This is a genomic window from Micromonospora ureilytica (genome assembly GCF_015751765.1).
Classification (GTDB): Bacteria; Actinomycetota; Actinomycetes; order Mycobacteriales; family Micromonosporaceae; genus Micromonospora; species Micromonospora ureilytica.
The window spans coordinates 4,881,586-4,907,421 of sequence record NZ_JADOTX010000001.1 but is presented as its reverse complement, the minus strand read 5'-3'; the positions used below and the strand labels follow the sequence as shown (position 1 = coordinate 4,907,421).

Here is a 25,836-nt window from a genome sequence, read left to right as displayed (position 1 = left end):
ACTCAACACCCGTCTAGTTCTGGAGTTTCTGATGTCCGTCCCCGCACAATCGGCTCCGCCGCGCATCTCCACCCATCCGGCCCTCGCGCTGATCGTCATCGCGGCCGCGCAGCTGATGGTCGTGCTGGACGGCACGATCACGAACATCGCGCTGCCGAGCATCCAGAAGGACCTCGAGGTGTCCGCCTCCGGCCTGTCCTGGATCGTCAACTCCTACGTCCTGGCCTTCGTCGGGCTGCTGCTGCTCGGCGGGCGCACCGGCGACCTCTACGGCAAACGGCGGGTGTTCCGGATCGGCCTGACAGTGTTCGCCGGCGCGTCCCTGCTGGGCGGCCTGGCCCCGAGCGTGGAGTTGCTGATCGCCGCCCGGGTCCTGCAGGGCCTCGGCGCGGCCGTCATCGCGCCGACCGCGTTGTCGCTGATCGCGACCACGTTCGCCGAGGGTGCGGCCCGTAATCGGGCGATGGGCGTCTACGCCGCGATGTCCGGGCTCGGCGCCACCGTTGGCCTGCTGCTCGGCGGCGTGCTCACCGACTACCTGAGCTGGCGCTGGGTGATGTTCGTTAACGTCCCGATCGGCGTGCTCGTACTGCTCGGCGCCCGCGTGCTGGCCAGCGGCGAGAAGCTGCACGGCGAACTGGACGTGCGCGGCGCGGCCACCGCCACCGGCGGCCTGACCGCCCTGGTCTACGCCATCACCCAGGGCGGCGACCGCGGCTGGACCGACCCCGTCACCCTCGGCATGTTCACCGTCGCGGCAATCCTGCTGATCACCTTTCTGCGCTCGCAGCGCAGGAACCGGCACCCGCTGCTGCCGTTGCGGCTGCTGCGTAACCGCAACCGGGCCGGGTCCTACGTCACCATGCTGTTCATCGGCGCGGCCATGTTCGCCACCTTCTACTTCCTGTCGCTTTTCATGCAGCAGGTCAAGGGCTACAGCCCGGTTCGTGCCGGGTTCGCCTATCTGCCGTTCAGCCTCGGCATGGGGATGGCCGCCGGGATCGGCTCACGCCTGGCCGGCCGGTTCGCGCCACGCACGCTCGCCGGCCCCGGCCTGGTCGTCGCGGCCGGCGGGATGCTCTGGTTCAGCCTGCTCGAACCGTCCTCGTCGTACTTCACCCACCTGATGCCGGCCATGTTCATCACCGCCCTCGGCCTCGGCGCCAGCTTCCTGCCGATGACGCTCGGCGCGATCTCCGGCGTCGACCGCAACGACACCGGCATCGCCTCGGCCATCCTCAACACCGCCCAGCAGATCGGCGGCGCCGTCGGCCTGGCCGTCCTGGCCGCCGTCTCCACCAGCGCCGCCGATGACAAACTGCCGCACGCCGACGTCGCGTTCTTCCGCGGCCTGGCCAGCGGCGACCAGCCCCTGATCCAGCGGGCGGCCGACGCGCTCACCCACGGCTACACCGTCGCGTTCGCCTCCGCCGTCGGCTTCCTGCTGGCCGCGCTGGTCATCACCGTCGCCACGCTCAACGCAAGCCCCCAGCAGCGCACCGAGGACGCGGCGCCCGCACACATCGGCTGACACGCCGCTGCGGTGTCGCTCCTTCGGCGACACGTATGCGGACAACGGGCTGGTGGCGGTGTCGAAGTGAGCTGCTGGAGTCCGGTACACAACGGTTCCTGTCCGGCAGAAACGGTGGCCGCCACATGTATCACGACGCCCGAGCTTGCCGATGGAGTCGCTGGGGCTTCTATCAGAACCGGACCGGGTGTCAGTGGGCGTATCTGCCGCATGACACCGAACCCAAAGACACCGAAGGTGTCCGAGCCAAGCTGAAACGCCTGGTCAACCGGCAGATCCTGACCGAGAGCCAACCCGGTCATTCACCCTCAACCCGGAACGGACATAACCTCCCGGACCGCCCTCTCAGGCGGCGATGTCCGGAGTGAGCTGGAGGCGCAGCGCAGCCAACGAGCGGGTGATCAGCCGGGACACGTGCATCTGCGAGACGCCGATCCGGTCGGCGATCTGGGCCTGGGTCAGGTTGCCGTGGAAGCGCAGGCTCAGGATCTGGCGCTCGCGTTCCGGCAGCGTGGCGAGGGCCGGACCGAGGGCGACCCGGATCTCGACGAGATCGAACGCGCGGTCGTCGTCGCCGAGGGTGTCCCCGAGTTCCCGGCTGCCGTCAGCCCCGGTCGGGGTGGACAGCGACGTGGCCCGGTAGGCGCGCGCACCCTCCAGCCCTTCCAGGACGGTCTCCTCGGACACGTCGAGGTAGGACGCGATGTCGGCGACGGTAGGCGAGCGGCCGAGGTTCTGGGTCAGGGCGCTGTTCGCCGCAGTGATCGACAGGCGCAGCTCCTGGAGGCGACGGGGGACGCGCACCGCCCAGGTGCGGTCCCGGAAGTACCGCTTGATCTCGCCGATGATCGTGGGAATGGCGTACCCGCTGAAGTCGACACCTCGGTCGTGGTCGAAGTTGTCAACGGCCTTGATGAGGCCGACGCAGGCGGTCTGGGCCAGGTCGTCGTCGGGTGCGCCGCGTCCGCCGTAGCGGCGCGCGAGGTGCCGGGCGAGCGGCAGCCACGCCTCGATGGCGCGGTCCCGCACCGCTGGGCGGCGGGGGTCGTCCGCCGGGGTCGCTGCCAGGGCGGCGAGGAGGTCGTCAGGGCTCTGCTCGCTGCTCCGCTGATCGGTGCTGGTGGCGTTGTCGACGATGGTGGCCATGTGGGTGGTCCTTCCCGCAGGCCCGTCAATCGAGTCGACCGGAAGGGTCTCCGAACCGGCTGTCGCCGGGGCGCACGTACGGGCGAAGGTGCGCTGTCGCAGGGCCACGAGCACGGGCCTCGCCACCGCGTCATGTCGTCTACTTGATGACCCGACACTACCCGAAAGGCCGACTATTTTCTAGCCGAAAGTATGAGGTTAGGCGTTTGGAGAGGGAGCGGGCGGGATCAGCCGCGCTGCTCCGAGGCGTCGACAGCGGTCGCGGCCGGCTGGGCCGGCTTCACCGCGAACGGGTGGCGCAGTTGCCGCATGGCCTCCTCGCTGCTGTCGAAGGTCACCGCCGGTCCGTCCGGCCCGTCGCCGTGCGACGTGGCGAGGAACAGGGCGGGTCGACCACTGTCGTTCGATGTCATGCAGGGATCCTGTCTCTACTGAAGGGGTGCGTCTGGGGCCTCGGCAACCTCGGCCGTGCGACCTGATGACGCTTCGGCGCACACGCTGGCGCTCGAATGCTGGTGTCCTGTGCACGGGCGAACGCCCGGCGACACCGACACCCCGCACCATACCCGGCGCGGTCGACCTGTATGCGCCGCCGACGGACCCGCTCCGCTTGTGGCGAACCAGCGGCCCGGGAATTCTGTAATCCCACCCGCTGCCGCGAGTCTCCGATCTTGAGGGCGGGTCAGCACACCCAGCGTGGGCGCCGCGCGGATCAGCACACGAGGAGTGAGACAGATGTCGTCAGCCGGTCGAGCACTGCCCGATGTCGGGTTGGTCGTCGCGGCCAGGCAGGGCGACCAGCGCGCTCTCGACGACGTCGTCGCGGCCTCGCTCCCGCTGGTCTACAACATCGTCGGCCGTGCGTTGCGCGGGCACGCCGACGTCGACGACGTGGTCCAGGAGACGTTGGTACGGGTGATCCGGTACCTGCCCGCGCTCAACGACCCGGCGGCCTACCGGTCCTGGCTGGTGGCGATCACCATCCGCCAGGTGCGTGACTGGGAGACGCGTCGGCGCGTCGCGCTGAACCGCGATGCCGGGCTCGACGTGATCCACAACGTGCCCGACCCCGCCTCCGACTTCGCGGGGATGACGATTCTCCGGCTCGGCCTCACCGACCAACGACGCGAGGTCGCCGAGGCGACCCGCTGGCTCGACCCGGACGACCAGGAGCTGCTCTCGCTGTGGTGGCTGGAGGAGACCGGCGAGATCACCCGGAACGAGGTCGCCGACGCGCTCGGGTTGTCACCCGGGCACGTCGCGGTGCGGATCCACCGGATGAAGGAGCAGATCCAGAGCGCCCGTGGCGTCGTACGCGCGCTCCGCGCCCGCCCTGGCTGCCCGGATCTGGGCGCCGTGACCACCGAGTGGGACGGCATTCCCAGCTCGCTGTGGCGCAAGCGACTGGCTCGACACGTCCGTGACTGCGCGTTCTGCGGACGCCTGGGCACCACGCTTCTGCCGATCGACCGGCTGCTCGCCGGCCTGCCGTTGCTGCCGCTGCCGGCGGGTCTCGGCGCCCACCTGCCGCATGCGGCGGCCCCGGCAGCCGCCGCGCAGGCCGTCGCGCCCCCGAGCCCGACGCCCGGACCCGCCGCCGGGCCGACACCACCCGGCGCCACCGACGCGGGCGGTGGCCAGAGCGTCGTCGACCTCGCGCTGAACCGGCCCCGTGGCCTCGTACCGTCCCTCGCCGCCGGTGTGGCCGCCGCCGTCCTGGCCATTACCATGGCGGTGGTGATCCTGCCGGACGAGCCGTCCGCACCCTCGTGGGCGGCGCCGCCGCCCGCGGCGCCCAGCGCCGTCGTCACCCCGAGCGTCGCGCCCTCGCCGAGCGCACGGCCCTCGTCGAAAGCTCCGGTCGCGCCGGTGGTCAGCTCCGCGCGCAAGGGCGTCGGGGTCTGGAACTTCGCCGGCGCGAGTCAGGCGTTGGCGAACTCCAAGGCCGGCTGGTACTACACGTGGGGCACCCAGCATCCGGGGATCAGCACTCCGCGCGGTGCGACGTTCGTGCCGATGATCCGCAGCGCGGAGAACGTCACCGCCGCGGAGCTGGCTCGAGCCAAGGCCGCCGGACCGTACCTGCTCACCTTCAACGAGCCGGACATGCCCGAGCAGGCGAACATGACAGTCGAGCAGGCGTTGGACCTGTGGCCGCAGCTGATGGCGACGGGCAGCAGGCTGGGCAGCCCGGCGGTCGCCTGGGGTGGTCCGGACCCGCAGGGTTGGCTGGACAGGTTCATGACCGGCGCCGAGGCCCGCGGCCACCGGGTGGACTTCATCACGCTGCACTGGTTCGGCGCCGACTTCACGACCGCCGCCGCGGTGGCCCAACTCCGGCAGTACCTCCAGGCTGTCTACCAGCGGTACCGGAAGCCGATCTGGCTGACCGAGTTCGCGCTGATCCGCTTCGCCGGGGGCGGTCCGCAGTTCCCCAGTCAGGAGCAGCAGGCGGCCTTCCTGACGGCGGCCACCGCCATGCTCGGCCAGCTCTCCTACCTGCAGCGCTACGCCTGGTTCGGTCTACCCGCCACGGACAAGGACCGGTCCGGGTTGTTCAGCGACGGGACCGAGGCGACAGTCGTCGGCCGCGCCTTCCAAGCCGCCCGTTGAGCACTGGCGAACGGATGGACGAGCAGATCATGGCGGAGCGCCAGGGGTCCCACGTCCGGGTCGGACGGTTGGCCGGTGTCGTCGTGACCCTGGTCGCCACGGCGTTGACCGTCGGTCTCACCCAGCGTTGGGGCCGTACCGAGCAGGCGCCGGTGCCCTCGTCGGCAACCGCCTCGTCGGCCGCCGCGGTGCCGACCGCGCCGGTGGTGCTCAACGGCACCGACGACGCCTTCATCCAACTGCTGATCCCGATGAACGAGGGCGCCCTCGCGCTGATCGACCAGCTCGACGCCCGACCGGCGGACGCGGATCCGTCGCTGCGGGCTCTTCTCGGCGAACTTCGGAAGGCTCATCAGGCGGAGTTGCGGGACCTGCGGGGGCTGTTGGCCGCCGGCAACGTGCCGGAGCTGAACATCCACGAGGGGCATCAGATGCCGGGCATGGTCACCGATGCCAGCCTCGCCGAGTTGCGAGCCGCGTCCGGCGCCGAGGTGTCGTCCCGGGCGGCTGCCCTGATCCGGGCGCACCTCACGCAGACTGTGGTGCTGTGCCGGGGTGAGCAGAACGCCGGGGGAAGCCCGGAGCTGAAGGCGCTCGCCGGCCGGATGCAGCAGGCGCGGGCCGCCGAGCTGCGCACGCTGGACGACCGGCCCGGCGCGCCCACAGCTGCACCGGGTGGCTGAGCATGCCGTCCAGAGGGCCGGCCGATGCGGACGTCTGACCTGCGCGCCGACGTTCGTCCCGCGTCCCGGGCGTCCCGCCCCGCCCACCGTGCCGTCACGTCGGACGTCGCCCGCCCGGCCCGGCGCGCGACGCACCGGCCCCGGAGCGCACCGCCGTCCGACGCGGACACCTCGACGCCGGCGGTAGGTTGGCGTGGTGGTCACCGTCGCGCCGCCGGCCGCGCCGCGGTCGTCGCCTCGGTAGTGTCGGTCGGTCTCGGGTGGCTGCTCGCGATCCTCGTGGCGCCGCACGTCACCCTCTCGCCGGGTGCGCGGATGGTCGCCCTCTTCTGCCACCTGACCTGCCTCGTGGTGGGCTTCGGCGCGGTGCTGACGGTGGACTGGTTCAGCCTCCGCTGGCTGCTGCGCCGGGAACCGCTCGGCACGGTGCTGACCGCCGCGCGCGGCGCGCACCTGCTCATCTGGCTGGGCCTGGTGGGTCTGCTCGCCAGTGGGGCGGTCCTCGGCCCGGACACGTCGTCCGGGCTGGTCTGGGTCAAGTTGCTCGCCGTGCTGGTGGTCGGCATCAACGGGCTGTTCCTCGGCCGGGTGCGGGATCGACTCGTGGCCGTGCGGGGCCGTCCGCCTCTGTCCGCCCTGCTGCCCGGCGTCGCCGCCGCCACGATCTCGCAGATCGCGTGGTGGACCGCGACCCTCGTCGGCTTCTGGAACGCTAACGGCTGACGGTCGCCTGTCGCGTCGGTCCGGCACCCGCCGACCGGGCACCATACCTCTCAATAAGGGTAGGCTACCCTAATCGTCTCATCGTGGTAGTCGACGGAGGCGGCATGCGGCTCTACCTGACCGCGCTCAACCCCACCGACGCCGTCCTGGACGGGTTTCTCCCGGCGGCGGCGTCGCTCGGGCTGCCGGCCACCGTGCTGACCGACCGGCCCGCCGAATGGCCGGCGGACGTGCGGGTGACGAGGTGCGCGGTTCGCGACGCGGCCGCTGTGGTCGCGGCGGCGGCACCGACCCGACCGGTGGCGTTACTGTCCAACAGCGACCATCTCCAGGAGGCCACCGCGATCGCCGCCCGAAAGCTCGGCCTGCCCGGCAAGGACCCGGACGCCGCCCGTCTCTGCAAGGACAAGGCCGCGGCCCGCCGGGCGATCGCCGCTGCGGGCCTCGATCTGGTACGCACCGTCACCATCGACCCCGGCGCCGCCCCGGAGGTGCCGACCGAGGTGTTCCCCGCGGTGGTCAAACCCCGCGAGGGGGTTGCCAGTGAGGACGCGTACCTGGTGGCCGACCACGCCGAACTGGTCGCCCGGGTGGCCGAGATCCGTGGCCGACGGCCCGACGTGGCACTGGTGGTCGAGGAGTACCTCGACGGTGAGCTGCGGACCTTCGAAACCCTCGGCGACGGCACCGAGCTGGCCTCCCTCGGCGGGTGGCACACCGGCCTCGGCCCGCCACCGACCTTCACCGAGGAGACCCTCGCCTGGTCGCCCCCGGCGGAGCGGACGCGCACCCAACTGCGGGCGCGGCTCGACGCGCTCGGCGTCGGCTTCGGCGCCTGCCACACCGAGTACGTCATCTCCGACGGCCGGGTCCGGCTCATCGAGGTGAACTACCGCCTCATCGGCGACCGGATGGACCTGATCCTCGCCGAACTGCTCGGTGTGCCGTTGTTCGAGCACGTCATCCGGCTGCACCTCGGCGAACCGCTGACCGCCCTCGGCCTGCCCGACACCGTCGACCGCTACGCCCGGGTCGAGTACGTCTGCGCGGACCGGTCCGGCCGACTCGTCGCCGCACCGGGCCCGCTGGACACCGTTCACGGCGACGTCCGGCTGGGCTGCCATCCGCTGCGCGAGGTGGGCCGTACCGCCGAACACACCGGCACGAACCGCGACTACCTCGCCGTACTGCACGGGATCGGCCCCGACGAGGCCACCGTCCGGCGTTCGCTGGCCGCCCTCCGCGGCGACCTCCAGTGGACCATCGCCGAGTGAGCGACGACTGCGAGCGGGAGGTCTTCGCCCGGGTGCTCGACGGCCTGCTGCGCGAGGACCACCTCGGTCTGTTCAGCGCCGGCCGAGCGGACGGGCCCGACTGGTGGCAGGTGCCGCACCGCGCTGGCCTGCTGCGCATCCCGGTCCGGGTGGACGGGTTCCAGCAGGCCCTGCGCAGTGCCGCGCCGATGGTGCTGCTGGTGGTCGACGACGGCGACCCGCAGCGTACGGAGACGGTGGACGGGCTGTTGACGCTGCTCGCCCCGCGCGACAACGCCGAGGCCGAGGCCGGCTGGCGGGACTTCGGCGTCGAGTGTCGCGCCGACCTGCGGGCCCGACGGCTCGCTGCCCGCAACCGGCAGCGGGTGCTCACCGAGGTGGCCGCCGAACGCGCGAGCACCCCGGGCGGCCTGCCGTCGGCGCTCCTGGACGACGTGCTCGCCGCCCACCAGGGCCACCCCGTCTACCCCACCGACCGGTGCCGGCACGGTCTCCGCGACGACGAACTGCTCCGGTACGCCCCGGAGCACGCCCCCCGTTTCGCGCTGCGCTGGTACGCCGTCCCCGCCGAGGACGTCCGGCTCGCGGGCGAACTCCCACCGTGGTGGCCGCACGCGCCGCGACCGGATCAGCTGCTGCTGCCAGCACATCCGATCACCGTGGCCCGCGACGCGCTTCCGGTGACCGACCTGCCGGTGACCCCGGTGCGACCCACCCTGTCCATGCGGACGGTGGCACTCGACCACGACCCGTACGTGCACCTCAAACTGCCGCTGCCGACCGCGAGTCTCGGCGCGCGCAACCGACGCACGCTGCAACCGGGCTCGCTCGCCGACGGCGCGGCCGTCGCCGCACTGCTCGACCGGATCGCCGCCGGCGAACCCACCTTCGCCGGTCGGATCCGGCACGCCGACGAGAGCACCTGGGCGCACGTCGACGGCGACGAGCGGCGCGGTTTCCTGCTGCGCCGATTCCCGCGCGACCTGGCCGGCGTCCAGGTGGTGCCGGTCGCGGCACTGGCCGCCGCCGACCCGGTGGCGGGCACGGTCCTCGAACGGATCAGCCCCGACCGGCCCGTATCACTGCTGGAGTCCTACCTGGACCTGCTGCTCGACTGGCACGTCTTCCTCTGGCTACGCCACGGGATCGCCCTGGAGGCGCACCCGCAGAACATCCACCTGCTGGTGCATCCGGACGGCACGGTCGGCCTGCTCTACAAGGACAACGACGGCGCCCGGCTGGACGCGCGGCACGACGGCCCGGATGGGCTCACCCTGCACGACGACCGGATGTGGGCGCGTGACCCGCAGGAGTTGGCCGACGTGTTCATCACCATCACCCTGCACCTGGCCGCGGCCGCGCCACTGGTCGCCCTGGCGGCCAGAGGGCTGCCCGTGCCGTCACCCGCCGAGGCGCTGGTGCCCCGGCTCGCCGCCGCCCGCGACCGGTGGGGCGACGGACCGGCGGCGCGAACCTTCACCGAGCGCGTCCTGCACGCCACCCGGCTGCCCATCAAGGCGATGCTCACCGCCGGCACGCTGCTGCCCAAACAGCGGTTGGGCTGCGCCGACATCAACAAGTACTACCTGCGTACCGGCCCGAACTACCTCCGGGAGACACGATGACGAGCGCGCAGTTGCGCTCCCGGCCGGTCACCGACGCCGGTCAGCTCGCCGACCTGGCCGCCGCCCACGCCGTCTTCGGCTGCCTGCTGCGCGAGCTGGCCCCGCCGGACGGCACCCCGGCCGTGGTCGACGGCGCCGTACGGCTGCTGCTGCGGCACCTCGACGTCACAGTGCGCTGCGAGGTCGCGCGAGCCTCGCCGCTCGGCGCGCACCGCTACACCGGGCCGGTGCAACGGAAGATCGGCGGCGGACGGTGGGAGGACCTGGACGCGGACGGGCTGGCCGCTCTTGTCGCGGCGGAACTCGCCAGTCGTACCGGCCTGACGAACAACGAGTTCGTCGAGCAGGTCCGGGCCAGCCGGGACACCGTGGCCCGGCTCCTGGCCGACCGACCGGCCGACAATCCCACCCCCACCGGTGAGCCCGCCATCGACGCGTACGTCGACTCCGAGCAGTCACTTGTCTTCGGCCACCCGCACCACCCCACCCCGAAGTGGCGCAGCGGTGACCCGGACAGCTGGCGGGCGTACGCGCCGGAGCTGCGCACCGCGTTCCGGCTGCACTGGCTCGCCGTACCTGACGATCTGATCGCCGAGGCCGGGCCGTTCGATCCGCTGGTGGCCGCCCTCGACCCGCCTCGGCCCCCGCGCGGGCACCGCGTCCTGCCGGTGCACCCCTGGCAGTTGTCGCTGATCCCGCCCACCCACCCACGGCTGCGCGACCTGGGGGCGGCCGGTGTGCCGGTACGACCCACGGCGAGCGTCCGAACTCTCTACGCCCCCGAGGCCGACCTGTTCGTGAAGACGAGCCTGCACGTGCGGATCACCAACTGCCTGCGCAAGAACGCCCGCTACGAACTCACCGGCGCGGTGGCGCTGACCGACCTGCTGGCCCGGGTGCCGCTGCCGGACGGGGTGGGGCTGCTCGCCGAGCCCGCCTACCGCACTGTCGACGTCCCCGGCCCGGACGAGGCGTACGGGACGATCCTGCGCGCCGGTCTGCGCCCGCACCTGCGTCCCGGCGACACCCCGGTGCTGGCGGCGGCGCTGGCGGCGACGCCGCTGGTGACACCGGATCCGGTGGCCTGGTGGCGCGCGTACGTCGCCCTGCTGGTGCCGGCGGTGCTGCGCAGCTGGCTCAGCCACGGCGTCGTGCACGAGGCGCACCTGCAGAACGTGGTCGTCGTGCTCGACCGGGATCGCCGCCCGGTACGCATGCTGCTGCGCGACCTGGAGGGGGTGAAGTTGGACGCCGACCGGTGGGGCGCCTGGCCGGACGGCGTCCCGGCGCAGGTCCGCTACGGTCCCCGGGCCGCCCACCGCCGGATCGTCTACTGCCTGTTCGTCAACCACCTCGGTGGGATCAGCGGGGCCCTCGCCGACGCGCGGCCGGGAATCGAACGGCGGCTGTGGCAGGAGCTGCGGGCCGTCGTCGAGGCGGTGGCCGCCGACCTCGGCGATCCCGCCGAGCTGCGCGCGCTGCTGACCGGGGAGCCGCTGCTGGCCAAGGCGAACCTGCTGGTCCGGTGGCGGCGCGACGCCGACCGGGCCGCACCGTTCGTGCCGGTGCCGAACCCGCTGGTTGGGTCACGATGACCCGACCGGTCTACGTCCACGACCTCGACGCGCTGGCCGGGCAGGCCCGAGCCATCCGGGCGGCGCTGCCCCGGCCGGTCGAGCTGCTCTACGCGGTCAAGGCCAACCCGGATCCCGGTGTGCTGCGAACCCTCGCTCCGATCGTCGACGGGTTCGAGGCCGCGAGTCGGGGTGAGCTGCGGAGGCTGGCCGAGGTACTGCCGGGGCGGGCGCCGGCCGCGTACGCCGGGCCGGGCAAGACCGACACGGACCTCACCGCCGCTCTCGCCGCCGGGGTGCGTCGCATCCACGTCGAGTCGCCCACCGAGCTGGCGCGACTCGGCGCGCTGGCCACCGCAGCGGGCCGGTCGGCCCAGGTGCTGCTGCGGGTGAACCTGCCGGTCGACGCGCCGGGCGCGAGCCTGGTCATGGGCGGTGGGCCCAGCCCGTTCGGCATGGACCCGGCCGACGCCGTCGCGTGCGCCCGCCGCCCGCCCGCCGGCATCGACGTACGCGGAATCCACGCCCACCTGGCCAGCGGTCTGGACGCGCCGCTCGCCGCGACCGTCGCCGCCGCCGTGGTCGACTGGGCAGTGGCCGAGGTCGACGCCGCCGAGGTCGACGTCGGCGGAGGCATGACCGTCGACTACACCGACCCGGCCGCGCGCTTCGACTGGGAGGGCTATGGCCGGGCCCTGGCGAACGTCGTCGACAGGCACCCGGGAGTGCGACTGCGCATCGAGCCGGGCCGGTCGGTAACCGCCCACTGTGGGGCGTACCTCACCGAGGTCATCGACGTGAAGCGCTCGTACGGCGAGTGGTTCGTCGTGGTGGCCGGCGGGACGCACCATCTGCGGACACCGGCGGCGAAGGGGCACTCGCAGCCGTTCACCGTGCACCCCCGACGTGCTGCGGGTGGTCCCCGTACCGACGGCGGGCCGGTCACCGTGGTCGGGCAACTCTGCACCCCGAAGGACGTGCTGTCCCGGTCGGCCACCGCCGGGCCGATCGGCGTGGGCGACGTGCTGGCCTTCTCCATGGCCGGGGCGTACGCCTGGAACATCAGCCACCGTGACTTCCTGCTGCACGAGCCTCCGCATTTTCGCACCGGTGACCTGCGGGAAGTCGCCGCCGAGTGGGCGGCCCGGCCGTTCGGGACGTGAGCACGAGAGGCTCGGTTGGCTCGGCCTGTTATCGATAACATGCTATCTTTCGATCCGGGAGTGAAGGGCACGCTCCCGGTCACCCGAGCCAGCCGACGAAGACGCGCCGAGGGCCCCGCCCTCCCGCCGCCCTTCCGGTCGGTGACCAGTCCGGGCCCCCCGTTGATGCCAGGCGACCACTGTTGGTCGTCTAACGGCAAGGAGCCCAAGCAATGCTGAGACGTAGGTTCTTCCTCCCATCCATCACGGCCGCGGCGCTTCTCCTCGCGGCCGCCACCGGCGGCGTGTTGAGCGGCGGTTTCGGTGCGACGGCGGTGGCCGCCACCAACGGCACCCTCGCGGCGACCGCCGGCTGCGGCAAGGCCCCCACCCTCGCCAGCGGAACGCGAACGATCCAGAGCAGCGGACAGAGTCGTACGTACAACCTGCGGATCCCGGACGGGTACGACCGCAACCACCCGTACCGACTGATCTTCGGCTTCCACTGGTTGAACGGCTCGGCCAACAACGTCACCTCGGCCGGCTACTACGGGCTCCAGCCGCTGTCGAACAACAGCACGATCTTCGTCGCCCCGCAGGGTCTCAACGCCGGCTGGGCGAACACCAACGGTCGGGACCTGACCCTCTTCGACGACATCTCCCGGCAGATCGAGAATGACCTCTGCGTGGACACCACCCAGCGTTTCGCCCTGGGCTGGAGCTACGGCGGGGCGATGAGTTACGCGGTGGCCTGTGCCCGGCCCACGATCATCCGCGCGGTCACCGTGCTGTCCGGCGCCAACCTCAGCGGGTGCAACGGGGGCACCCAGCCCGTCGCCTACTTCGGCATCCACGGCATCTACGACAGCGTGCTGAACATCTCCCAGGGTCGACAGCTGCGCGACACGTTCGTGCGAAACAACGGCTGTACCGCGCAGAGCCCGCGTGAGCCGAGCCGGGGCAGCCTCACCCACATCACCACCGCCTACTCGGGTTGCCGAGCCGGCTACCCGGTGCAGTGGGCGGCGTTCGACGGGGACCACACCCCCAGCCCGGTCGACGGGTCGGGCAGCCCCAACGACTCGCGGACCTGGACCTCGGGTGAGATCTGGAGGTTCTTCAGCCAGTTCGAGTCGACCACACCTCCGACGACCCCGCCGCCGACCGATCCGCCCACGGACCCGCCGACCACTCCGCCGCCCACCGGCGAACCCGGCGCCTGCACCGCCACCTACCGGACGCTGAACACCTGGCCGGGTGGCTTCCAGGCCGAGGTGACAGTGGCCAACAACTCCACCACGGCCCTGAACGGCTGGACCGTGGGTCTGACCCTGGCCAGTGGCCAGGCCATCAGCAGCCTGTGGAGCGGCACCAACACGGGCACCACCGGCAGCGTCACCGTCAAGAACGCCGCCTACAACGGCACAGTGGGCCCGAGCGCCTCGACCAACTTCGGTTTCACCGCCACGGGCAACGGCGCCACCGCACCCAGCAACGTCACCTGCACGAGCCCCTGACCGGGGCAGGACGAGGGCCCGGGGTCAACTGACTCCGGGCCCTGCCGGCACGGGTGCGCTGGGTCAGCACGACGCAGGCAAGCACCACCACCGCCGACACGACCGAGGCCTGTGTGACGGTCTCGCCGAGCAGCAGCGCCGACCAGATCAGGGTCAGCACCGGCTGGGCGAGCTGGATCTGGCCGACCTTGGCGATGCCACCTCGGGCGAGACCCGCGTACCAGGCGAAGAAGCCGAGGAACATCGAGATCACGGTGAGGTAGCCGAACGCCGACCAGACAACGGCGTCCGCCTGCGGGGGACGGGCGACGGCCGCCACGGCCGCGATGGGAACCGTGGCGGGCAGCGAGAGCAGCAACGCCCAGCAGATCGTCCGGGCGCCGCCGAGCTCGCGGGCGAGCACCCCGCCCTCGGCGTACCCGAGGCCGCAGAGCACGACCGCCGCCAGCAGGAACAGGTCGGCCAGGGACGGGGCACCGTGCACCGCGCCGCTGGCGGCGAGGAACGTGAGCACCGACAGCAGTCCGGCGCCGCTGGCGATCCAGAACAACGGCGGCGGGCGCTCGTTCGATCGCAGCACCGCGAAGACGGCCGTCACGGCGGGCAGCACGGTGATGACGACCGCGCCGTGCGCGGAGGTCTGCGTGGTGAGCGCGAGCGACGTGAACAGCGGAAAGCCGACGACGACACCGAGCGCGACGATCGCGAGCCGCCGCCACTGCCCGCGGGTGGGCGGCGGCGCACCGGTGAACCGCAGGTACGCGTATGCCAGTAGCGCCGCGCCGACCGCCCGGCCGAAGGCGACGAACCACGGGTCGAGATCCTGCACGGCGACGCGGGTGGCCGGCAGCGACATGCTGAAGGCGAGCACTCCCAGTGCGCCGAGGGCGAGGCCGGCCGCCCGTCCCGCCGTTACTGCCGTGGGGTGAGTAGCGCTACTCTGTGCCGTCATGGGTAACAGTAACGCTGTTGATCCTGTCGTGCAGGATCTGCGGAGGCTGATCGACCGGGCGGCACCCGGCGCGCGCCTGCCCTCGGTGCGCGAGCTGACCGCCCGCCACCACGCCTCCCCGGTCACGGTCGCCGCGGCGATCCGACAGCTCGTGGCCCAGGGGCTCATCGAGACCCGGTCGGGCCGGGGCACGTTCGTGGCCAGTCGGCCGGAGCAACGGAGCGCACCGGACCTGTCGTGGCAGACGGTGGCGCTCGGTCCCCGCCGGCCGGGCGAGGAGGAGATGCAGGCGTTACTGGCGTTACCGCCCGCAGGGGCTATACCGCTCTCTGGTGGCTATCTGGCGCCGGACCTCCAGCCTGCCGGTCCGCTCGGTGCGGCGTTGGCCCGCGCTGCCCGGCAGCCCTCCTCCTGGGAGCGCGGCCCGGCCGAGGGGCGCGGAGATCTGCGCGCCTGGTTCGCCCGCGAGACCGGCACGGGGCTGCGCCCCGACGACATGGTGATCTGCCAGGGCGGGCAGGCCGCGCTGTCGTCGACGCTGCGCGCGCTGACCACGCCCGGCGACACCCTGCTCGTGGAGTCCCCGACCTATCTGGGCGCGCTGGCCGCCGCGCGCGCGGCCGGGTTGCGTCTGGTACCCGTGCCCGCCGACGTCGACGGCGTGCAGCCCGACCAGCTCGCCGGCGCGTTCGCCCGTACCGGCGCCCGGTTGTTCTACTGTCAGCCGCTCTACGCCAATCCGCACGGCGCGACGCTCGCCGTCCAGCGCCGAGCCGCGGTCGCGGCCACGGTTCGCGACAACGGGGCGTTCCTGATCGAGGACGACTACGCCCGCGACCTGACCATCGACGGCGAGCCGCCACCGCCACTGGCCGCGGACGACCCGGACGGGCACGTCATCTACCTGCGCTCGCTGACCAAGTCCGCCGCACCGGGCCTGCGGATCGCCGCGATCGGTGCTCGCGGCCCGGCCGGCACCCGACTGCGGGCTGCACGACTGCTCGACGACTTCTTCGTCGCCGGGCCACTGCAGCAGGCCACGCTGGAGTTCGTCACCGCACCGGCCTGGGCCCGGCATCGCCGAACACTGCGAAACGAGCTGCGCTCCCGCCGTGCGGCGCTGCTGTCCGCGCTGGCGCGGCACCTGCCGTCGCTGACCCCGCAGAGCATTCCCCGCGGCGGACTGCACCTGTGGGTCCGGCTGCCCGACGGCACGGACGACGTGGCGTTGGCCGCCGCCGCTGCCGCCAAGGGTGTCGTCGTCTTTCCCGGCCGCCCCTGGTACGCCGCCGAGGCTCCGGCGCCGCACCTACGTCTCACCTACGCCGCGGCCCCGGCAGAGCTGATGGACGAGGCGGTCCGCCGGCTCGCCGCGGCACTCGACCGGCGATAGCGTCCACCGGGCACCGACTGGTGGGGCGCGGCGGGTTTCGATCCGCGCGAAGGCGGCGGCCGCGCCACGCAGGCCCCGTGCGGCCCTGGCACACAAACTCGGGTATCCGAGCCATCGACGGGTCTGTACACCTTGGCAGCGGTGCGTGCCTCCGCTACCGTCCATGGGAACGCTCCCACAAACTTAGAAACGTCAATGTGATCTGGAGGCAACACGTCGTGGCTATCCTCTCCTCGCTTCGCCGCAGATCGGCGGCCGTCAGCGTGGCGGCCATCGCGGGCGCCACAGCCGTCGGCGTCTGCCTCGCCGTCAGCAGCGCCTCCGCCGGCACGCTTTCCGGATCGCTCTACCGCGACCCGAGTTCGGCCGTCGTCCGCTGGGTCGCCGCCAACCCCGGCGACTCGCGTGCCGCCGTCATCCGCGACAAGATCGCGAGTCAGCCGCAGGCCCGTTGGTTCGCAAACTTCAGCCCCTCGACCGTGCAGTCCGAGGTCTCCGGGTTCATCGGCACCGCCAACGCGGCTCAGCAGATCCCGGTGCTGGCGGTGTACGAGATCACCAACCGGGACTGCGGCGGGGCCAGCGCCGGTGGCGCGCCGGACCTCAACCAGTACCAGACGTGGGTGTCCAACTTCGCCAGAGGACTGGGCAACCAGACGGTCATCATCATCCTGGAGACCGACTCGCTCGCCCTACTGACGTGCCTGAGCAGCGCCGAGATCAATGCGCGCAACCAGGCGATCTCGACCGCCACCCGGACCATCAAGGCGGGCAACCCCAACGCCAAGGTGTACCTCGACGGCGGCCACTCCACCTGGAACAGCGCGGGTGAGACGGCCAACCGGCTCCGGGCGGCCGGCGTGCAGTACGCCGACGGCTTCTTCACCAACGTGTCGAACTACAACTCGACCTCCAACGAGGCGAACTTCGGCCGCGCGGTCATCTCCGCGCTCAACGGCATGGGCATCTCGGGCAAGCGCCAGGTCATCGACACCAGCCGTAACGGGGGCGCCAGCGGCGACTGGTGCGGCGACGACAACACCGACCGGCGTATCGGGCAGTACCCGACGACCAACACCGGCGACGGAAACATCGACGCGTACCTTTGGGTAAAGCCGCCGGGAGAGGCGGACGGCTGCCGCTACACGGCCGGTTCGTTCCAGCCCGACCTGGCCTTCAGCCTGGCCAACGGCGCGCCCAATCCGCCGACCACGACCCCGCCGACGACGCCGCCCACCACGCCGCCGACCACCCCGCCGACGACCCCTCCGACCACGCCGCCGACCACGCCGCCGACCACGCCGCCGGCCGGTGACGGCTGCTACGCGTCGGTCGCTGTCAACCAGTGGGCCGGTGGCTTCACCGCGAGCGTGACGGTCACCGCCGGCATGTCGGACATCAACGGCTGGACCGTGACCGTCGCGCTGCCCAGCGGCGCGGTTACCAGCACCTGGAGCGCCCAGGCCAGCGGCACCAGCGGAACCGTCGGGTTCACCAACGTGAGCTACAACGGGCGGGTCCTCGGCCGGCAGTCGACGAGCTTCGGCTTCCAGGGCACCGGCACCGGCCCGAGCACGACGGCCACCTGCGCGACCAGCTGACCCCAACCGATGCGGCGGGCCCGGCGCGGAGAAACCACACTCCGCGCCGGGCCCGTCCCTGTCCTGCGGTACGGACCGGGGGCGTTGGCGTCCGTCTTCGGCGGCGGGCAGCACTTTGGTCTGGGTGCAGACGAGCCCAACGCCTCGCGTCGGACAGCCATGTGTTTGTCGAAGGTGGACTTTCGGGCGTCATGGACGACCGTCCATCTTGGTATGGTCGATCTCGACTCTGGGGGATCGATGCCGGAAACCGAGCTGGTCAGATTTGTTGTCCGTGATGGCACCTCGGTCATTGTCGAGGTGGAGGAGGAGCGGCGCGGCTCGACTCCCGCCGGCAGGCGGGTAAATGGCGTTCGGGACGCACGCGAGTTCTTCGAATCGAATCTGACTCATATTCGCGATGCGGCCGAAGCCGTACTCGCCGATCTGCGCAAAGCGTCGAGTCCCGACGAGATCAAGATCGGATTCGGTGTGAAGTTGACGACCGAGGTCGGCGCTGTGATCGCCCGCTCGGCCGTCGAGGGCAACATCTCGGTTGAGCTGCTCTGGCGGCGCGATGGTTCCACGGACATCCGCGAGCCATGACCGCTGCCGATGAGGTGTGGCGATTGGAGGTGATCGGTGAGGCCACGGGATGTGGCTTCGCTGTCACGCCGACCCGCGCACTCACCTGCGCCCACCTCATCGGGCGCGGGCAGCGGCATTGTCGGGTCGCCTCGCTGCCCGGCACCCGTGCGGTAGCCGTCCCCAGCGCGTACGACAAGCACGTCAACCCAATTCCGGACATCGCCACGATCGACATTGCCGGTCACCCGGCGGACGCCGTCGCGCCAATGGGACCGGCAAATCGGCCCACCGCGGGAACGGTCCTCGATCTCTTTGGGCTCCCCGACCGCGGCCGGGAAGGGCGTCGAAGTCAAGCGCGGGTGTCAGGCCCGAGCCGCACCGGCGAGTGGATCCAGATCGACGCCGTCCATGGCCACACGGCATGGGTCGAGCCCGGCTTCAGCGGCGGTGCCGCTACGGACGTGGGCACGGGACTCGTGGTCGGCATGGTCGTCAGCGCGGACAGGTCGCTCTCGGAGCGATCGGCCTGGGTCATTCCAAACGACACCATCGCCGCGAGCGCGCCATGGCTCGCCGCGGTGCTCGCCGATCCACTCTCGGGAGACCCCGACTTCGTTGCCGTGCTGCGGTCCCTCAATTCCCGGCGCTACACCGCGGCTCGCGATCGGCTTCCCGATCTGCACAGCAGGCACCGCCGCAGCTCGGATCTGTACTACTACTGGGCGATCGTGCTGCTACAAGGCGTCCGCCCGGCGAACCACTCCGGCGAGGTCATCGACGGCATCGAGCGGTTGCTGGGCGAAGCATGCCGCCTCGACTCCGGCTCGGCGCACGCGCAGGCGCTCCTGGCGCTGGTCCGGGAGGACTACTACGGCCTGCGCAGTCTGCCGGTGTCAGGTCGCGGTGGCCACCACGAGCTGACCGCAAGCCACGTGTCGACCGGCCACGCGATCGAAATCGTCAGCCACGTCCCGGCGACGGAGTGTCTGACCTGGCGCAGTCTCTATCGGCGATCCATGGGATGAGATGGCATGACGCAGAACCACAGTAGGCAAGAGCTGGTACACAAATACTTCAACCTGGTGCCGCAGAAACCCTCGTACGTCGGGGCCCTGATCGCGCTCGGCGGCGGCGGCCTTCTCCTTGTCGTCGGCGTCCTGTCGCTCATCGGTGCCTCCGCCGACAGTGGCCTGGCAGGCTTGGCATGCCTCGGCTGCCTGGGCTTCCTCGGCGGTGGTGCGGCCGTCATCTTCGGCGGGATCAAACTCGCCGGGACGTACTCGGCCTACAATTCCGGAATCGCCGCGGCCTTTCCTCGCGCCTCCGACAGTCAAATGGACGGCTGGCTGCAGGAGGGTGAGAACTACGCAGCGGACGCCGGCCGTCGGCGATTGAACCGCCACCCGGGCGAAGTCACCCTCAAGTGGGGTGAGGACCTCCTGGTTTTCCACGGCTTCCCGCCGGATGTCCCATACCAGATCGCTCGCGGTGCTGACGGCGTCCTGCGCGCCTCGCTCTACAAGATCCTGGTCGTCTACCTGTCGAACTATCGGCTTCTGACCTACGAGGCCACCCTCGACATGCGCACCGGCGCGACGGTCAGCGACGCCACGAAGGAATACCACCTGCAGAGCGTGGACGGGCTGGAGACTGCCAGTGACCGGGTGAACTTCTTCCTCCCGCCTGGAAACCAGGCGGCGCCGCCCCCCGGCCAACCGATGCCGCAGACACCGACGGCGATCCCGATCGCCACCGCCAGCGGGAGCATCGTGCACGTGACCGGCAGGCAGACCCTACGGCTCATGGTCGCAGGACGGCCGGCCATCGAGCTGGTGATGGGTATCTCCGCCACAGACCAACTCCACATCGAGGGCGTCTCGGGCTCGACCACGGAGGGCATGATCCATACCCTTCGGGAATACCTACGCCGCCACAACGGTGGCATGTCAGGGCAGACGAGCGTACCCAGCAGCCTCCCTCCGCTACCGCCGCTCGGCCCGGAGTGACGAGCGCCGGCGGTGGCTGGCGTTCGGTGCAAGCGGGCAGGCCCGCAGGCTGAGGACGCTAGCGCCGTGACCACCAACGTTGGTCTTCGTCCGGGTCGGCAGTGAGGGCGGTGTTGAGCACCGCGTTACGGAGCAACTCGCGCTTTTCTCGGCGACTCCCGTTCACTGGGCCTGCCTGTGGTGGTTCCGCTCCGCATGTCGGCGGCGGCGAGTGCGATGGTGGAGGTGACGGCGAGGGCGGCGACGATGCGCCACCGGTGGTGCCCGCTGACAACAGGGTCGGCGGGCACCGTGATGGTGGTGTGCATCAGCTGGCGCAGCAGCCGCCGGTCTGCGTCTCGGCGGGTGCGGCATCGAGGCTGACCAGGCTCAAGGGTGCGGCGAGCAGCCCGCCGGAGATGCCGGTGGCCAGGCCCCGTCCGGAGTTCTGGGCGGCCGGTGCCGGCCCGCAGCAGCCGTCGGTGTCGGCGGACTCGTCCGGGCTGCTGTTGCACACCCCGGTCTCTGGGAGGTCGAGTTGGACGTCGCGGGCGGCGGCCCAGTCGCCGGCAAGGGCGGCGACGACGGAGCGGACCTGCTCGTAGCCGGTGGCCATCAGGAACGTCGGCGCCCGCCCGTAGGACTTCATGCCGACGGCGTAGTACCCCGACTCGGGGTGGGTGAGCTCGTCCACGCCGTGCGGGGGCACGGTGCCGCAGGAGTGCTCGTTGGGGTCGATCAGCGGGGCCAGGGCGCGGGTGGCGCCCATGACCGGGTCAAGGTCGAGGCGTAGTTCGGCGGCGATGGAGTGGTCGGGGCGGAAGCCGGTGGCCGCGACGATGCGGTCCACTGTGGTCTGCTCTTCGCCGCCGTCGGCGTGACGCACGACCACGCTGACCCGACCGTCGGTGGGGGTGAGGGCGTGCACGGCGAACCCGGTGAGCAGGCGGATCCGGCCGGCGTCGACGTGCGCGCGTAGCCGGGAGCCGAGCGCGCCGCGTGCGGGCAGCGCGTCGGCGTCGCCGCCGCCGTAGGTGCGCGCCGGTGAGGCGGTGCGGATCGCCCAGGTCACCTCGGTGCCTGGCGTGGATTCGGCCAACTCGGCCAGGGACAGCAGCGTGTTCGCGGCAGAGTGGCCGGCCCCGACGACGAGGGTGTGCCGGCCGGCGAACCGGTCCCGGTCGGTCCCGAGGACGTCGGGCAGCGCGTGCTCCAGATACCCGGCGACGTCGCGCTCACCTCGAGCGGGCAGTCCGGAGGAGCCGAGGACGTTCGGGTTGCTCCAGGTGCCGGAGGCGTCCATGACCGCGCGGGCGAGCACCTCCTGGCCGTCGGCGAGGCGAACGAGGAACGGCGTGCTGTCGCGGCCGGCGGTGCGCAGGCGGTCGAGGCCGAGGCGGCTGATCGCCTCGACGCGGGCGCCGTAGCGCAGGTGCGGCTTGAGCTGCGGCACCTCCGCCAGGGGTTGGAGGTAGTCGTCGGCCAACTCGGCGCCGGTGGGCAGGGCCTCCAGGTCGGGGGCGACCCAACCGGCGTCGTCGAGCAGGCGGCGGGCGGCGGGGTCGATGTTGTAGCGCCACGGGGAGAAGACCCGCACGTGTCCCCACTGCCGCACCGCGGCGGCGGGGGTGTCGCCGGCCTCCAGGACGAGGAACGGTAGGTCACGCTCGTTCAGGTGCGCAGCGGCGGCCAGGCCGACCGGGCCGGCGCCGATCACCGCGACGGGCAGGTCATCCAGGGCGTTCATCAGGTATCTCCTCTGTGTCGAGAGTTGTCGAATCAAGCAGGTGGACGGCGGCGGTGCGGCGGGGTGGAGGGTTGGTCAGGTGATGACTGGGCTGCGGCGTTCCAGCAGGATCACGTCGCGCCACCGCCCGTGGTGGCGGGCGACGCGCTCGCGTACGCCGATGACCCGGAAACCGGCGCGCTCGTGCAGGCGGAGGCTGGCGGTGTTCTCGCCGAAGACACCGGACTGGATGGTCCAGACGCCGGCGGCTTCGGTGGAGGCGATCAGGGCGTCGAGCAGGAGGCGGGCGACGCCGCGGCCTCGGGCGGCGGGGTCGACGTAGACGGAGTGCTCGACCACGCCGGCGTAGACCGCGCGGGCGGAGGTGGGTGAGACGGCGATCCAGCCGATCACCATGCTGTCGTCGCCGACAGCGACGAGGCGGTGCGCGGGCAGTTTGCCTGCGTCAAACTCTGCCCAGGTCGGCGCCGTGGTCTCGAAGCTGGCGTCGCCGCCGTCGAGACCCGCTTGGTAGATCGCGAGCACCCGTGCGGCGTCGCCGGCCGTCATGGGGCGAACGGTGATCTCGGCCATCAGCAGGCTCCGTTCGGGTGGGGGGCGGGTCGGCCCATGACGACGTCGGCGGCGGAGGGGAAGCAGTCGACGCAGGCGTCGTTGATCCGGTAGTGCCGGGCGGTGCCGACCGCCTCGACGAGGACGAACCGCACCTCGGTAAGGATCTTCAGGTGCTGCGAGACGGTGGACTGGGCCAGGCCGATCGCGGCGACGATCTCGCCGACGCTCATCGGCCGGGCGTGGCGGGCGAGGTACTCGACGATCTGGACCCGGGTCGGGTCCGCGAGGGCCCGGAACCACGACGCGTACTGCTGCGCGGTGCTCCGGTCGAGCAACTCGTCCACACCCCACCCCTTCTATCGTTTATCGCCGATTGGCGATGGAAGTGTACCGGGCACGAAAGCGGCGAGGCCGACGGTCGCGACAACGAGGCGGGCGATCGCCTTCAGGGTTTGCGGGTCGACGCGGTCCGGGGTGTCCGCTTCGGCGGCCTGCTGGCTGCCGCAGCACGGTCCCGTCGTCGGCGACTGCCCGGCGGGCGGGAGGATCGAGCCGACCGCCTGCGCGGGGCTGCCGCAGCAGGAACCGGAGCCGGTCACGGTCAGGGCGGCGCCCGGATCACCGGCGAATCCGCCCGCCGTCGCGGGGCCGGTCTGGGTGTTCTAGCTCATCACACAACCTTTCGATCAGGGGGCTACCGGACGCCGATCAGGGCGTAGGCGGTGTCACGGACCTGGTCGTAGCGCCGCTGCGCCCGCTGTGCCGAGGTGGACACCCGAGCGCAGGAGTCACAGAACCGCGCTCCCGCTCGGGCCTGCGCTGAACGCCGTGCCGCGCCGAACATGACGACCCCTTCCCACGACGTCTGTCTTGACGTTCGTCGAATCAGAGAGTTGCACGCTGCTTAGACACCTGTCAACCTAGAGGCATGTCAAAGCAAGCCGGGTCGCTTCCCGTCATCGACCTCACCGCCGACACGCCGTGCTGCCCGCCGCTGGCGCAGAGCCGGGTGCCGGCGCAGACCGCCGCGGTGCTCGCGCCGGCGTTCAAGGCGCTCGGCGATCCGGTGCGGTTGCAGCTGATGTCGATGATCGCCTCGGCGAAGGGCGGGGAGGCGTGCGTCTGCGACCTGACCCCGGCGTTCGACCTGACCGGGCCGACGATCTCGCACCACCTCAAGACGCTGCGGGAGGCCGGCCTCGTCGATGCCGAACGCCGCGGCACCTGGGTGTACTACCGGGCCCGGCCGGCCATCCTGCGCCAGCTCGCCGGACTGCTCAGCGTCGAACCGGCCGCCGTGGTCTGAGGCCTGGGCGGCGACCCGGGCCGGCCAGGGCGGTGGCGACGTGGGCGGACTACCCCGCGCCCGCCACCCAACCGTCATTTGACACCCCCGCGTCGCCCACCCGGCATGACAGACGCGACCGAGAACCGACGGGAGTGCCAGTGAGCACCCGAACCACCCCTGACACCGACCCGGGCGAGAGCGCCGTCGTCGGCCGCCTGTCCCGACTCGACCAGTTCCTGCCGGTCTGGATCGGGCTGGCGATGGTCGCCGGCCTTCTCCTCGGTCGCCTGATCCCCGGGCTGAACAGCGCGCTGGACGCGGTGCAGATCGACGGGATCTCGCTACCGATCGCGGTCGGCTTGCTGATCATGATGTACCCGGTGTTGGCGAAGGTCCGCTACGACCGGCTCGACACCGTCACCGGCGACCGCCGGCTGTTGATCTCTTCGCTGGTCCTCAACTGGGTCGTCGGCCCCGCGGTGATGTTCGCCCTGGCCTGGATCTTCCTGGCCGACCAGCCCGCCTACCGCACCGGTCTGATCATCGTCGGTCTGGCCCGCTGCATCGCCATGGTCATCATCTGGAACGACCTCGCCTGCGGCGACCGTGAGGCCGCGGCGGTGCTGGTCGCGCTCAACTCCGTTTTCCAGGTTGTCGCCTTCGGTCTGCTCGGCTGGTTCTACCTCTCCGTGCTCCCCCAATGGCTGGGGCTGTCCGGGGCCGAGCTGAACGTGTCAGCGTGGGACATCGCCGGTAACGTACTCATTTTCCTCGGCATCCCGCTGGTCGCCGGCTACCTCACCCGCCGGCTCGGCGAACGCGCCAAGGGCCGCGACTGGTATGAGGCCCGCTTCCTACCCCGCATCGGCCCGGCCGCCCTCTACGGGCTGCTGTTCACGATCGTGATCCTGTTCGCGCTGCAGGGCGACGCGATCACCAGCCGGCCCCTGGACGTCGTCCGCATCGCGCTGCCCCTGCTGGTGTACTTCACCCTGATGTGGGCCGGCTCCTACGCCCTCGGCCGGGCCATCGGCCTCGGCTACGCACGCACCACCACCCTGGCGTTCACCGCCGCCGGCAACAACTTCGAACTCGCCATCGCCGTCGCGATCGGCACCTTCGGAGTCACCTCCGGCCAGGCCCTCGCCGGAGTCGTCGGCCCCCTGATCGAGGTACCCGTCCTCGTCGGACTCGTCTACGTCTCGCTCTGGGCACGCCGCCGCTACTTCACGTCCACGCCATCCGCCTAACCGGTAAGGGAACCACAGTGAGTGACAAGCCCAGCGTCCTGTTCGTCTGCGTCCACAACGCCGGCCGCTCCCAGATGGCCGCCGGCTGGTTACGCCACCTCGCCGGCGACACCGTCGAGGTCCGCTCCGCCGGCTCCGCCCCCGCCGACACCGTCAACCCCGCCGCCGTGCAGGCCATGCGCGAGGTCGGCATCGACATCACCGACCAGACCCCGAAACTGCTGGAGTACGCGACCGCGGAATCGTCCGACGTCATCGTCACCATGGGCTGCGGGGACGCCTGCCCCGTCTTCCCCGGCAAGCGCTACGAGGACTGGAAACTCGACGACCCCGCCGGCAAGGGCGTCGATGCCGTTCGCGGAATCCGCGACGAGATCCGGGCCCGGGTGCAGGCACTCCTCACCGACCTCATCCCCGTCCCCTGAGTCACACGCATCCGCCCCCATGGGGTGCGGATTGACCCGGCACGTGCACGACACCCAACGGACATAGCGCAGCGCCGCTGCGCTGATCGACGGATGGATTTCTACGGACGGCGGCGGATCTCGGCTTCCAGGCCCTCGTACGTGGCCCCCCACCGCCGACGTCCCGACCGCGCCGGCCGCTGCACCCTGCCCACCAAGATCACTCGGGATCACATTGAGGCTGTCCTCTGGCAGTCAGCCGGGGC

Annotated in this window: 24 protein-coding genes; 17 read left to right on the top strand and 7 right to left on the bottom strand. The window is 71.5% G+C overall.

The features are described 5' to 3' along the window. Positions 1 to 31: 31 nt before the first annotated feature. Positions 32 to 1,531: an MFS transporter gene (locus IW248_RS22330; protein ID WP_196928546.1), complete on the top strand. Its 1,500-nt coding sequence runs from the start codon at positions 32 to 34 to the stop codon at positions 1,529 to 1,531. A gap of 345 nt (positions 1,532 to 1,876) precedes the next feature. Here the strand turns inward: IW248_RS22330 and IW248_RS22325 are convergent, their stop codons facing one another. Beyond that, positions 1,877 to 2,677 carry an RNA polymerase sigma factor SigF gene (locus tag IW248_RS22325; protein WP_196928545.1) on the bottom strand — a complete coding sequence of 267 codons (801 nt, stop codon included), beginning with the start codon at positions 2,675 to 2,677 and terminating at the stop codon, positions 1,877 to 1,879. 227 nt (positions 2,678 to 2,904) lie between these two features. Further along, a complete protein-coding gene (locus IW248_RS22320; protein ID WP_196928544.1) occupies positions 2,905 to 3,090 on the bottom strand; it encodes a hypothetical protein in 186 nt (61 codons plus the stop codon). A gap of 322 nt (positions 3,091 to 3,412) precedes the next feature. On the opposite strand from IW248_RS22320, the gene IW248_RS22315 reads away from it, so the two are divergent. The 8 genes from IW248_RS22315 to IW248_RS22280 all read left to right on the top strand — a co-directional run bounded on the left by IW248_RS22315 (position 3,413) and on the right by IW248_RS22280 (position 13,828). Next, positions 3,413 to 5,290 (top strand): sigma-70 family RNA polymerase sigma factor, encoded by a 1,878-nt coding sequence (locus tag IW248_RS22315; protein WP_196928543.1) that lies wholly within the window; start codon positions 3,413 to 3,415, stop codon positions 5,288 to 5,290. Between the two features lie 14 nt (positions 5,291 to 5,304). Continuing rightward, entirely contained in the window at positions 5,305 to 5,973 is a 669-nt protein-coding gene (locus IW248_RS22310; protein WP_231396399.1) for a DUF305 domain-containing protein, read from the top strand. Between the two features lie 24 nt (positions 5,974 to 5,997). Beyond that, a complete protein-coding gene (locus tag IW248_RS22305; protein ID WP_196928542.1) occupies positions 5,998 to 6,696 on the top strand; it encodes a hypothetical protein in 699 nt (232 codons plus the stop codon). 104 nt (positions 6,697 to 6,800) lie between these two features. Further along, positions 6,801 to 7,970, top strand: a complete 1,170-nt coding sequence (locus IW248_RS22300; RefSeq protein WP_196930313.1) for an ATP-grasp domain-containing protein — start codon at positions 6,801 to 6,803, stop codon at positions 7,968 to 7,970. Beyond that, complete coding sequence (locus tag IW248_RS22295; protein WP_196928541.1) at positions 7,967 to 9,595, top strand: IucA/IucC family siderophore biosynthesis protein; 1,629 nt, start codon at positions 7,967 to 7,969, stop codon at positions 9,593 to 9,595. The genes IW248_RS22300 and IW248_RS22295 overlap by 4 nt, the downstream gene beginning before the upstream one ends. Continuing rightward, positions 9,592 to 11,190, top strand: coding sequence for an IucA/IucC family protein (locus IW248_RS22290; protein ID WP_196928540.1), 1,599 nt, complete (start codon positions 9,592 to 9,594; stop codon positions 11,188 to 11,190). The genes IW248_RS22295 and IW248_RS22290 overlap by 4 nt, the downstream gene beginning before the upstream one ends. Then, positions 11,187 to 12,332, top strand: coding sequence for an alanine racemase (locus tag IW248_RS22285; RefSeq protein ID WP_196928539.1), 1,146 nt, complete (start codon positions 11,187 to 11,189; stop codon positions 12,330 to 12,332). Before IW248_RS22290 ends, IW248_RS22285 begins: the two co-directional genes overlap by 4 nt. Positions 12,333 to 12,544: 212 nt before the next feature. After that, positions 12,545 to 13,828 (top strand): CE1 family esterase, encoded by a 1,284-nt coding sequence (locus IW248_RS22280; RefSeq protein WP_196928538.1) that lies wholly within the window; start codon positions 12,545 to 12,547, stop codon positions 13,826 to 13,828. On the opposite strand, the gene IW248_RS22275 is transcribed toward IW248_RS22280, so the two are convergent. Then, the gene (locus IW248_RS22275; protein WP_196928537.1) at positions 13,809 to 14,780 is read right to left on the bottom strand and encodes a DMT family transporter; all 972 of its coding nucleotides are present in this window, start codon (positions 14,778 to 14,780) and stop codon (positions 13,809 to 13,811) included. The genes IW248_RS22280 and IW248_RS22275 overlap by 20 nt on opposite strands. Between IW248_RS22275 and IW248_RS22270 the strand changes: the two genes are divergently transcribed. The 5 genes from IW248_RS22270 to IW248_RS22250 all read left to right on the top strand — a co-directional run bounded on the left by IW248_RS22270 (position 14,779) and on the right by IW248_RS22250 (position 20,347). Then, a complete protein-coding gene (locus tag IW248_RS22270) occupies positions 14,779 to 16,173 on the top strand; it encodes an aminotransferase-like domain-containing protein (RefSeq protein ID WP_196928536.1) in 1,395 nt (464 codons plus the stop codon). The two genes, IW248_RS22275 and IW248_RS22270, sit on opposite strands and share 2 nt — an antisense overlap. 218 nt (positions 16,174 to 16,391) lie before the next feature. Beyond that, on the top strand, positions 16,392 to 17,774 hold the full coding sequence (locus tag IW248_RS22265) for a glycoside hydrolase family 6 protein (protein WP_196928535.1): 1,383 nt from the start codon (positions 16,392 to 16,394) through the stop codon (positions 17,772 to 17,774). A 213-nt stretch (positions 17,775 to 17,987) separates the two neighbouring features. Then, entirely contained in the window at positions 17,988 to 18,359 is a 372-nt protein-coding gene (locus IW248_RS22260) for a CU044_2847 family protein (protein ID WP_196928534.1), read from the top strand. Next, positions 18,356 to 19,366: a S1 family peptidase gene (locus tag IW248_RS22255; RefSeq protein WP_196928533.1), complete on the top strand. Its 1,011-nt coding sequence runs from the start codon at positions 18,356 to 18,358 to the stop codon at positions 19,364 to 19,366. The genes IW248_RS22260 and IW248_RS22255 overlap by 4 nt, the downstream gene beginning before the upstream one ends. A gap of 6 nt (positions 19,367 to 19,372) precedes the next feature. Continuing rightward, a complete protein-coding gene (locus IW248_RS22250; RefSeq protein ID WP_196928532.1) occupies positions 19,373 to 20,347 on the top strand; it encodes a hypothetical protein in 975 nt (324 codons plus the stop codon). Between the two features lie 307 nt (positions 20,348 to 20,654). On the opposite strand, the gene IW248_RS22245 is transcribed toward IW248_RS22250, so the two are convergent. The 4 genes from IW248_RS22245 to IW248_RS22230 all read right to left on the bottom strand — a co-directional run bounded on the left by IW248_RS22245 (position 20,655) and on the right by IW248_RS22230 (position 23,472). Next, positions 20,655 to 22,073: an FAD-dependent oxidoreductase gene (locus IW248_RS22245; RefSeq protein ID WP_196928531.1), complete on the bottom strand. Its 1,419-nt coding sequence runs from the start codon at positions 22,071 to 22,073 to the stop codon at positions 20,655 to 20,657. A gap of 75 nt (positions 22,074 to 22,148) precedes the next feature. Beyond that, positions 22,149 to 22,646: a GNAT family N-acetyltransferase gene (locus IW248_RS22240; RefSeq protein WP_196928530.1), complete on the bottom strand. Its 498-nt coding sequence runs from the start codon at positions 22,644 to 22,646 to the stop codon at positions 22,149 to 22,151. Continuing rightward, positions 22,646 to 22,972, bottom strand: coding sequence for an ArsR/SmtB family transcription factor (locus IW248_RS22235; protein ID WP_196928529.1), 327 nt, complete (start codon positions 22,970 to 22,972; stop codon positions 22,646 to 22,648). Before IW248_RS22235 ends, IW248_RS22240 begins: the two co-directional genes overlap by 1 nt. 350 nt (positions 22,973 to 23,322) lie before the next feature. Continuing rightward, a complete protein-coding gene (locus tag IW248_RS22230; RefSeq protein ID WP_196928528.1) occupies positions 23,323 to 23,472 on the bottom strand; it encodes a hypothetical protein in 150 nt (49 codons plus the stop codon). 84 nt (positions 23,473 to 23,556) lie between these two features. Between IW248_RS22230 and IW248_RS22225 the strand changes: the two genes are divergently transcribed. The 3 genes from IW248_RS22225 (at position 23,557) to IW248_RS22215 (ending at position 25,591) form a co-directional block, all read left to right on the top strand. Further along, on the top strand, positions 23,557 to 23,934 hold the full coding sequence (locus tag IW248_RS22225) for an ArsR/SmtB family transcription factor (protein WP_196928527.1): 378 nt from the start codon (positions 23,557 to 23,559) through the stop codon (positions 23,932 to 23,934). A 140-nt stretch (positions 23,935 to 24,074) separates the two neighbouring features. Next, positions 24,075 to 25,166: an ACR3 family arsenite efflux transporter gene (arsB, locus tag IW248_RS22220; RefSeq protein WP_196928526.1), complete on the top strand. Its 1,092-nt coding sequence runs from the start codon at positions 24,075 to 24,077 to the stop codon at positions 25,164 to 25,166. A gap of 17 nt (positions 25,167 to 25,183) precedes the next feature. Further along, positions 25,184 to 25,591, top strand: a complete 408-nt coding sequence (locus IW248_RS22215; protein ID WP_124817007.1) for an arsenate reductase ArsC — start codon at positions 25,184 to 25,186, stop codon at positions 25,589 to 25,591. Positions 25,592 to 25,836 lie beyond the last annotated feature (245 nt).

Excerpts from the sequence above, each read along its gene's own strand:
- IW248_RS22310 (WP_231396399.1), top strand. The coding sequence starts at position 5,305 with ATGGACGAGCAGATCATGGCGGAGCGCCAGGGGTCCCACGTCCGGGTC.
- IW248_RS22260 (WP_196928534.1), top strand. The coding sequence starts at position 17,988 with ATGGTCGATCTCGACTCTGGGGGATCGATGCCGGAAACCGAGCTGGTC.
- IW248_RS22250 (WP_196928532.1), top strand. The coding sequence starts at position 19,373 with ATGACGCAGAACCACAGTAGGCAAGAGCTGGTACACAAATACTTCAAC.
- IW248_RS22225 (WP_196928527.1), top strand. The coding sequence starts at position 23,557 with ATGTCAAAGCAAGCCGGGTCGCTTCCCGTCATCGACCTCACCGCCGAC.
- IW248_RS22305 (WP_196928542.1), top strand. The coding sequence starts at position 5,998 with ATGCGGACGTCTGACCTGCGCGCCGACGTTCGTCCCGCGTCCCGGGCG.
- IW248_RS22325 (WP_196928545.1), bottom strand. The coding sequence starts at position 2,677 with ATGGCCACCATCGTCGACAACGCCACCAGCACCGATCAGCGGAGCAGC.
- IW248_RS22290 (WP_196928540.1), top strand. The coding sequence starts at position 9,592 with ATGACGAGCGCGCAGTTGCGCTCCCGGCCGGTCACCGACGCCGGTCAG.
- IW248_RS22330 (WP_196928546.1), top strand. The coding sequence starts at position 32 with ATGTCCGTCCCCGCACAATCGGCTCCGCCGCGCATCTCCACCCATCCG.
- IW248_RS22270 (WP_196928536.1), top strand. The coding sequence starts at position 14,779 with ATGGGTAACAGTAACGCTGTTGATCCTGTCGTGCAGGATCTGCGGAGG.
- IW248_RS22320 (WP_196928544.1), bottom strand. The coding sequence starts at position 3,090 with ATGACATCGAACGACAGTGGTCGACCCGCCCTGTTCCTCGCCACGTCG.
- IW248_RS22300 (WP_196930313.1), top strand. The coding sequence starts at position 6,801 with ATGCGGCTCTACCTGACCGCGCTCAACCCCACCGACGCCGTCCTGGAC.
- IW248_RS22285 (WP_196928539.1), top strand. The coding sequence starts at position 11,187 with ATGACCCGACCGGTCTACGTCCACGACCTCGACGCGCTGGCCGGGCAG.
- IW248_RS22280 (WP_196928538.1), top strand. The coding sequence starts at position 12,545 with ATGCTGAGACGTAGGTTCTTCCTCCCATCCATCACGGCCGCGGCGCTT.
- IW248_RS22240 (WP_196928530.1), bottom strand. The coding sequence starts at position 22,646 with ATGGCCGAGATCACCGTTCGCCCCATGACGGCCGGCGACGCCGCACGG.
- IW248_RS22255 (WP_196928533.1), top strand. The coding sequence starts at position 18,356 with ATGACCGCTGCCGATGAGGTGTGGCGATTGGAGGTGATCGGTGAGGCC.
- IW248_RS22245 (WP_196928531.1), bottom strand. The coding sequence starts at position 22,073 with ATGAACGCCCTGGATGACCTGCCCGTCGCGGTGATCGGCGCCGGCCCG.
- IW248_RS22230 (WP_196928528.1), bottom strand. The coding sequence starts at position 23,472 with ATGTTCGGCGCGGCACGGCGTTCAGCGCAGGCCCGAGCGGGAGCGCGG.
- IW248_RS22275 (WP_196928537.1), bottom strand. The coding sequence starts at position 14,780 with ATGACGGCACAGAGTAGCGCTACTCACCCCACGGCAGTAACGGCGGGA.
- IW248_RS22315 (WP_196928543.1), top strand. The coding sequence starts at position 3,413 with ATGTCGTCAGCCGGTCGAGCACTGCCCGATGTCGGGTTGGTCGTCGCG.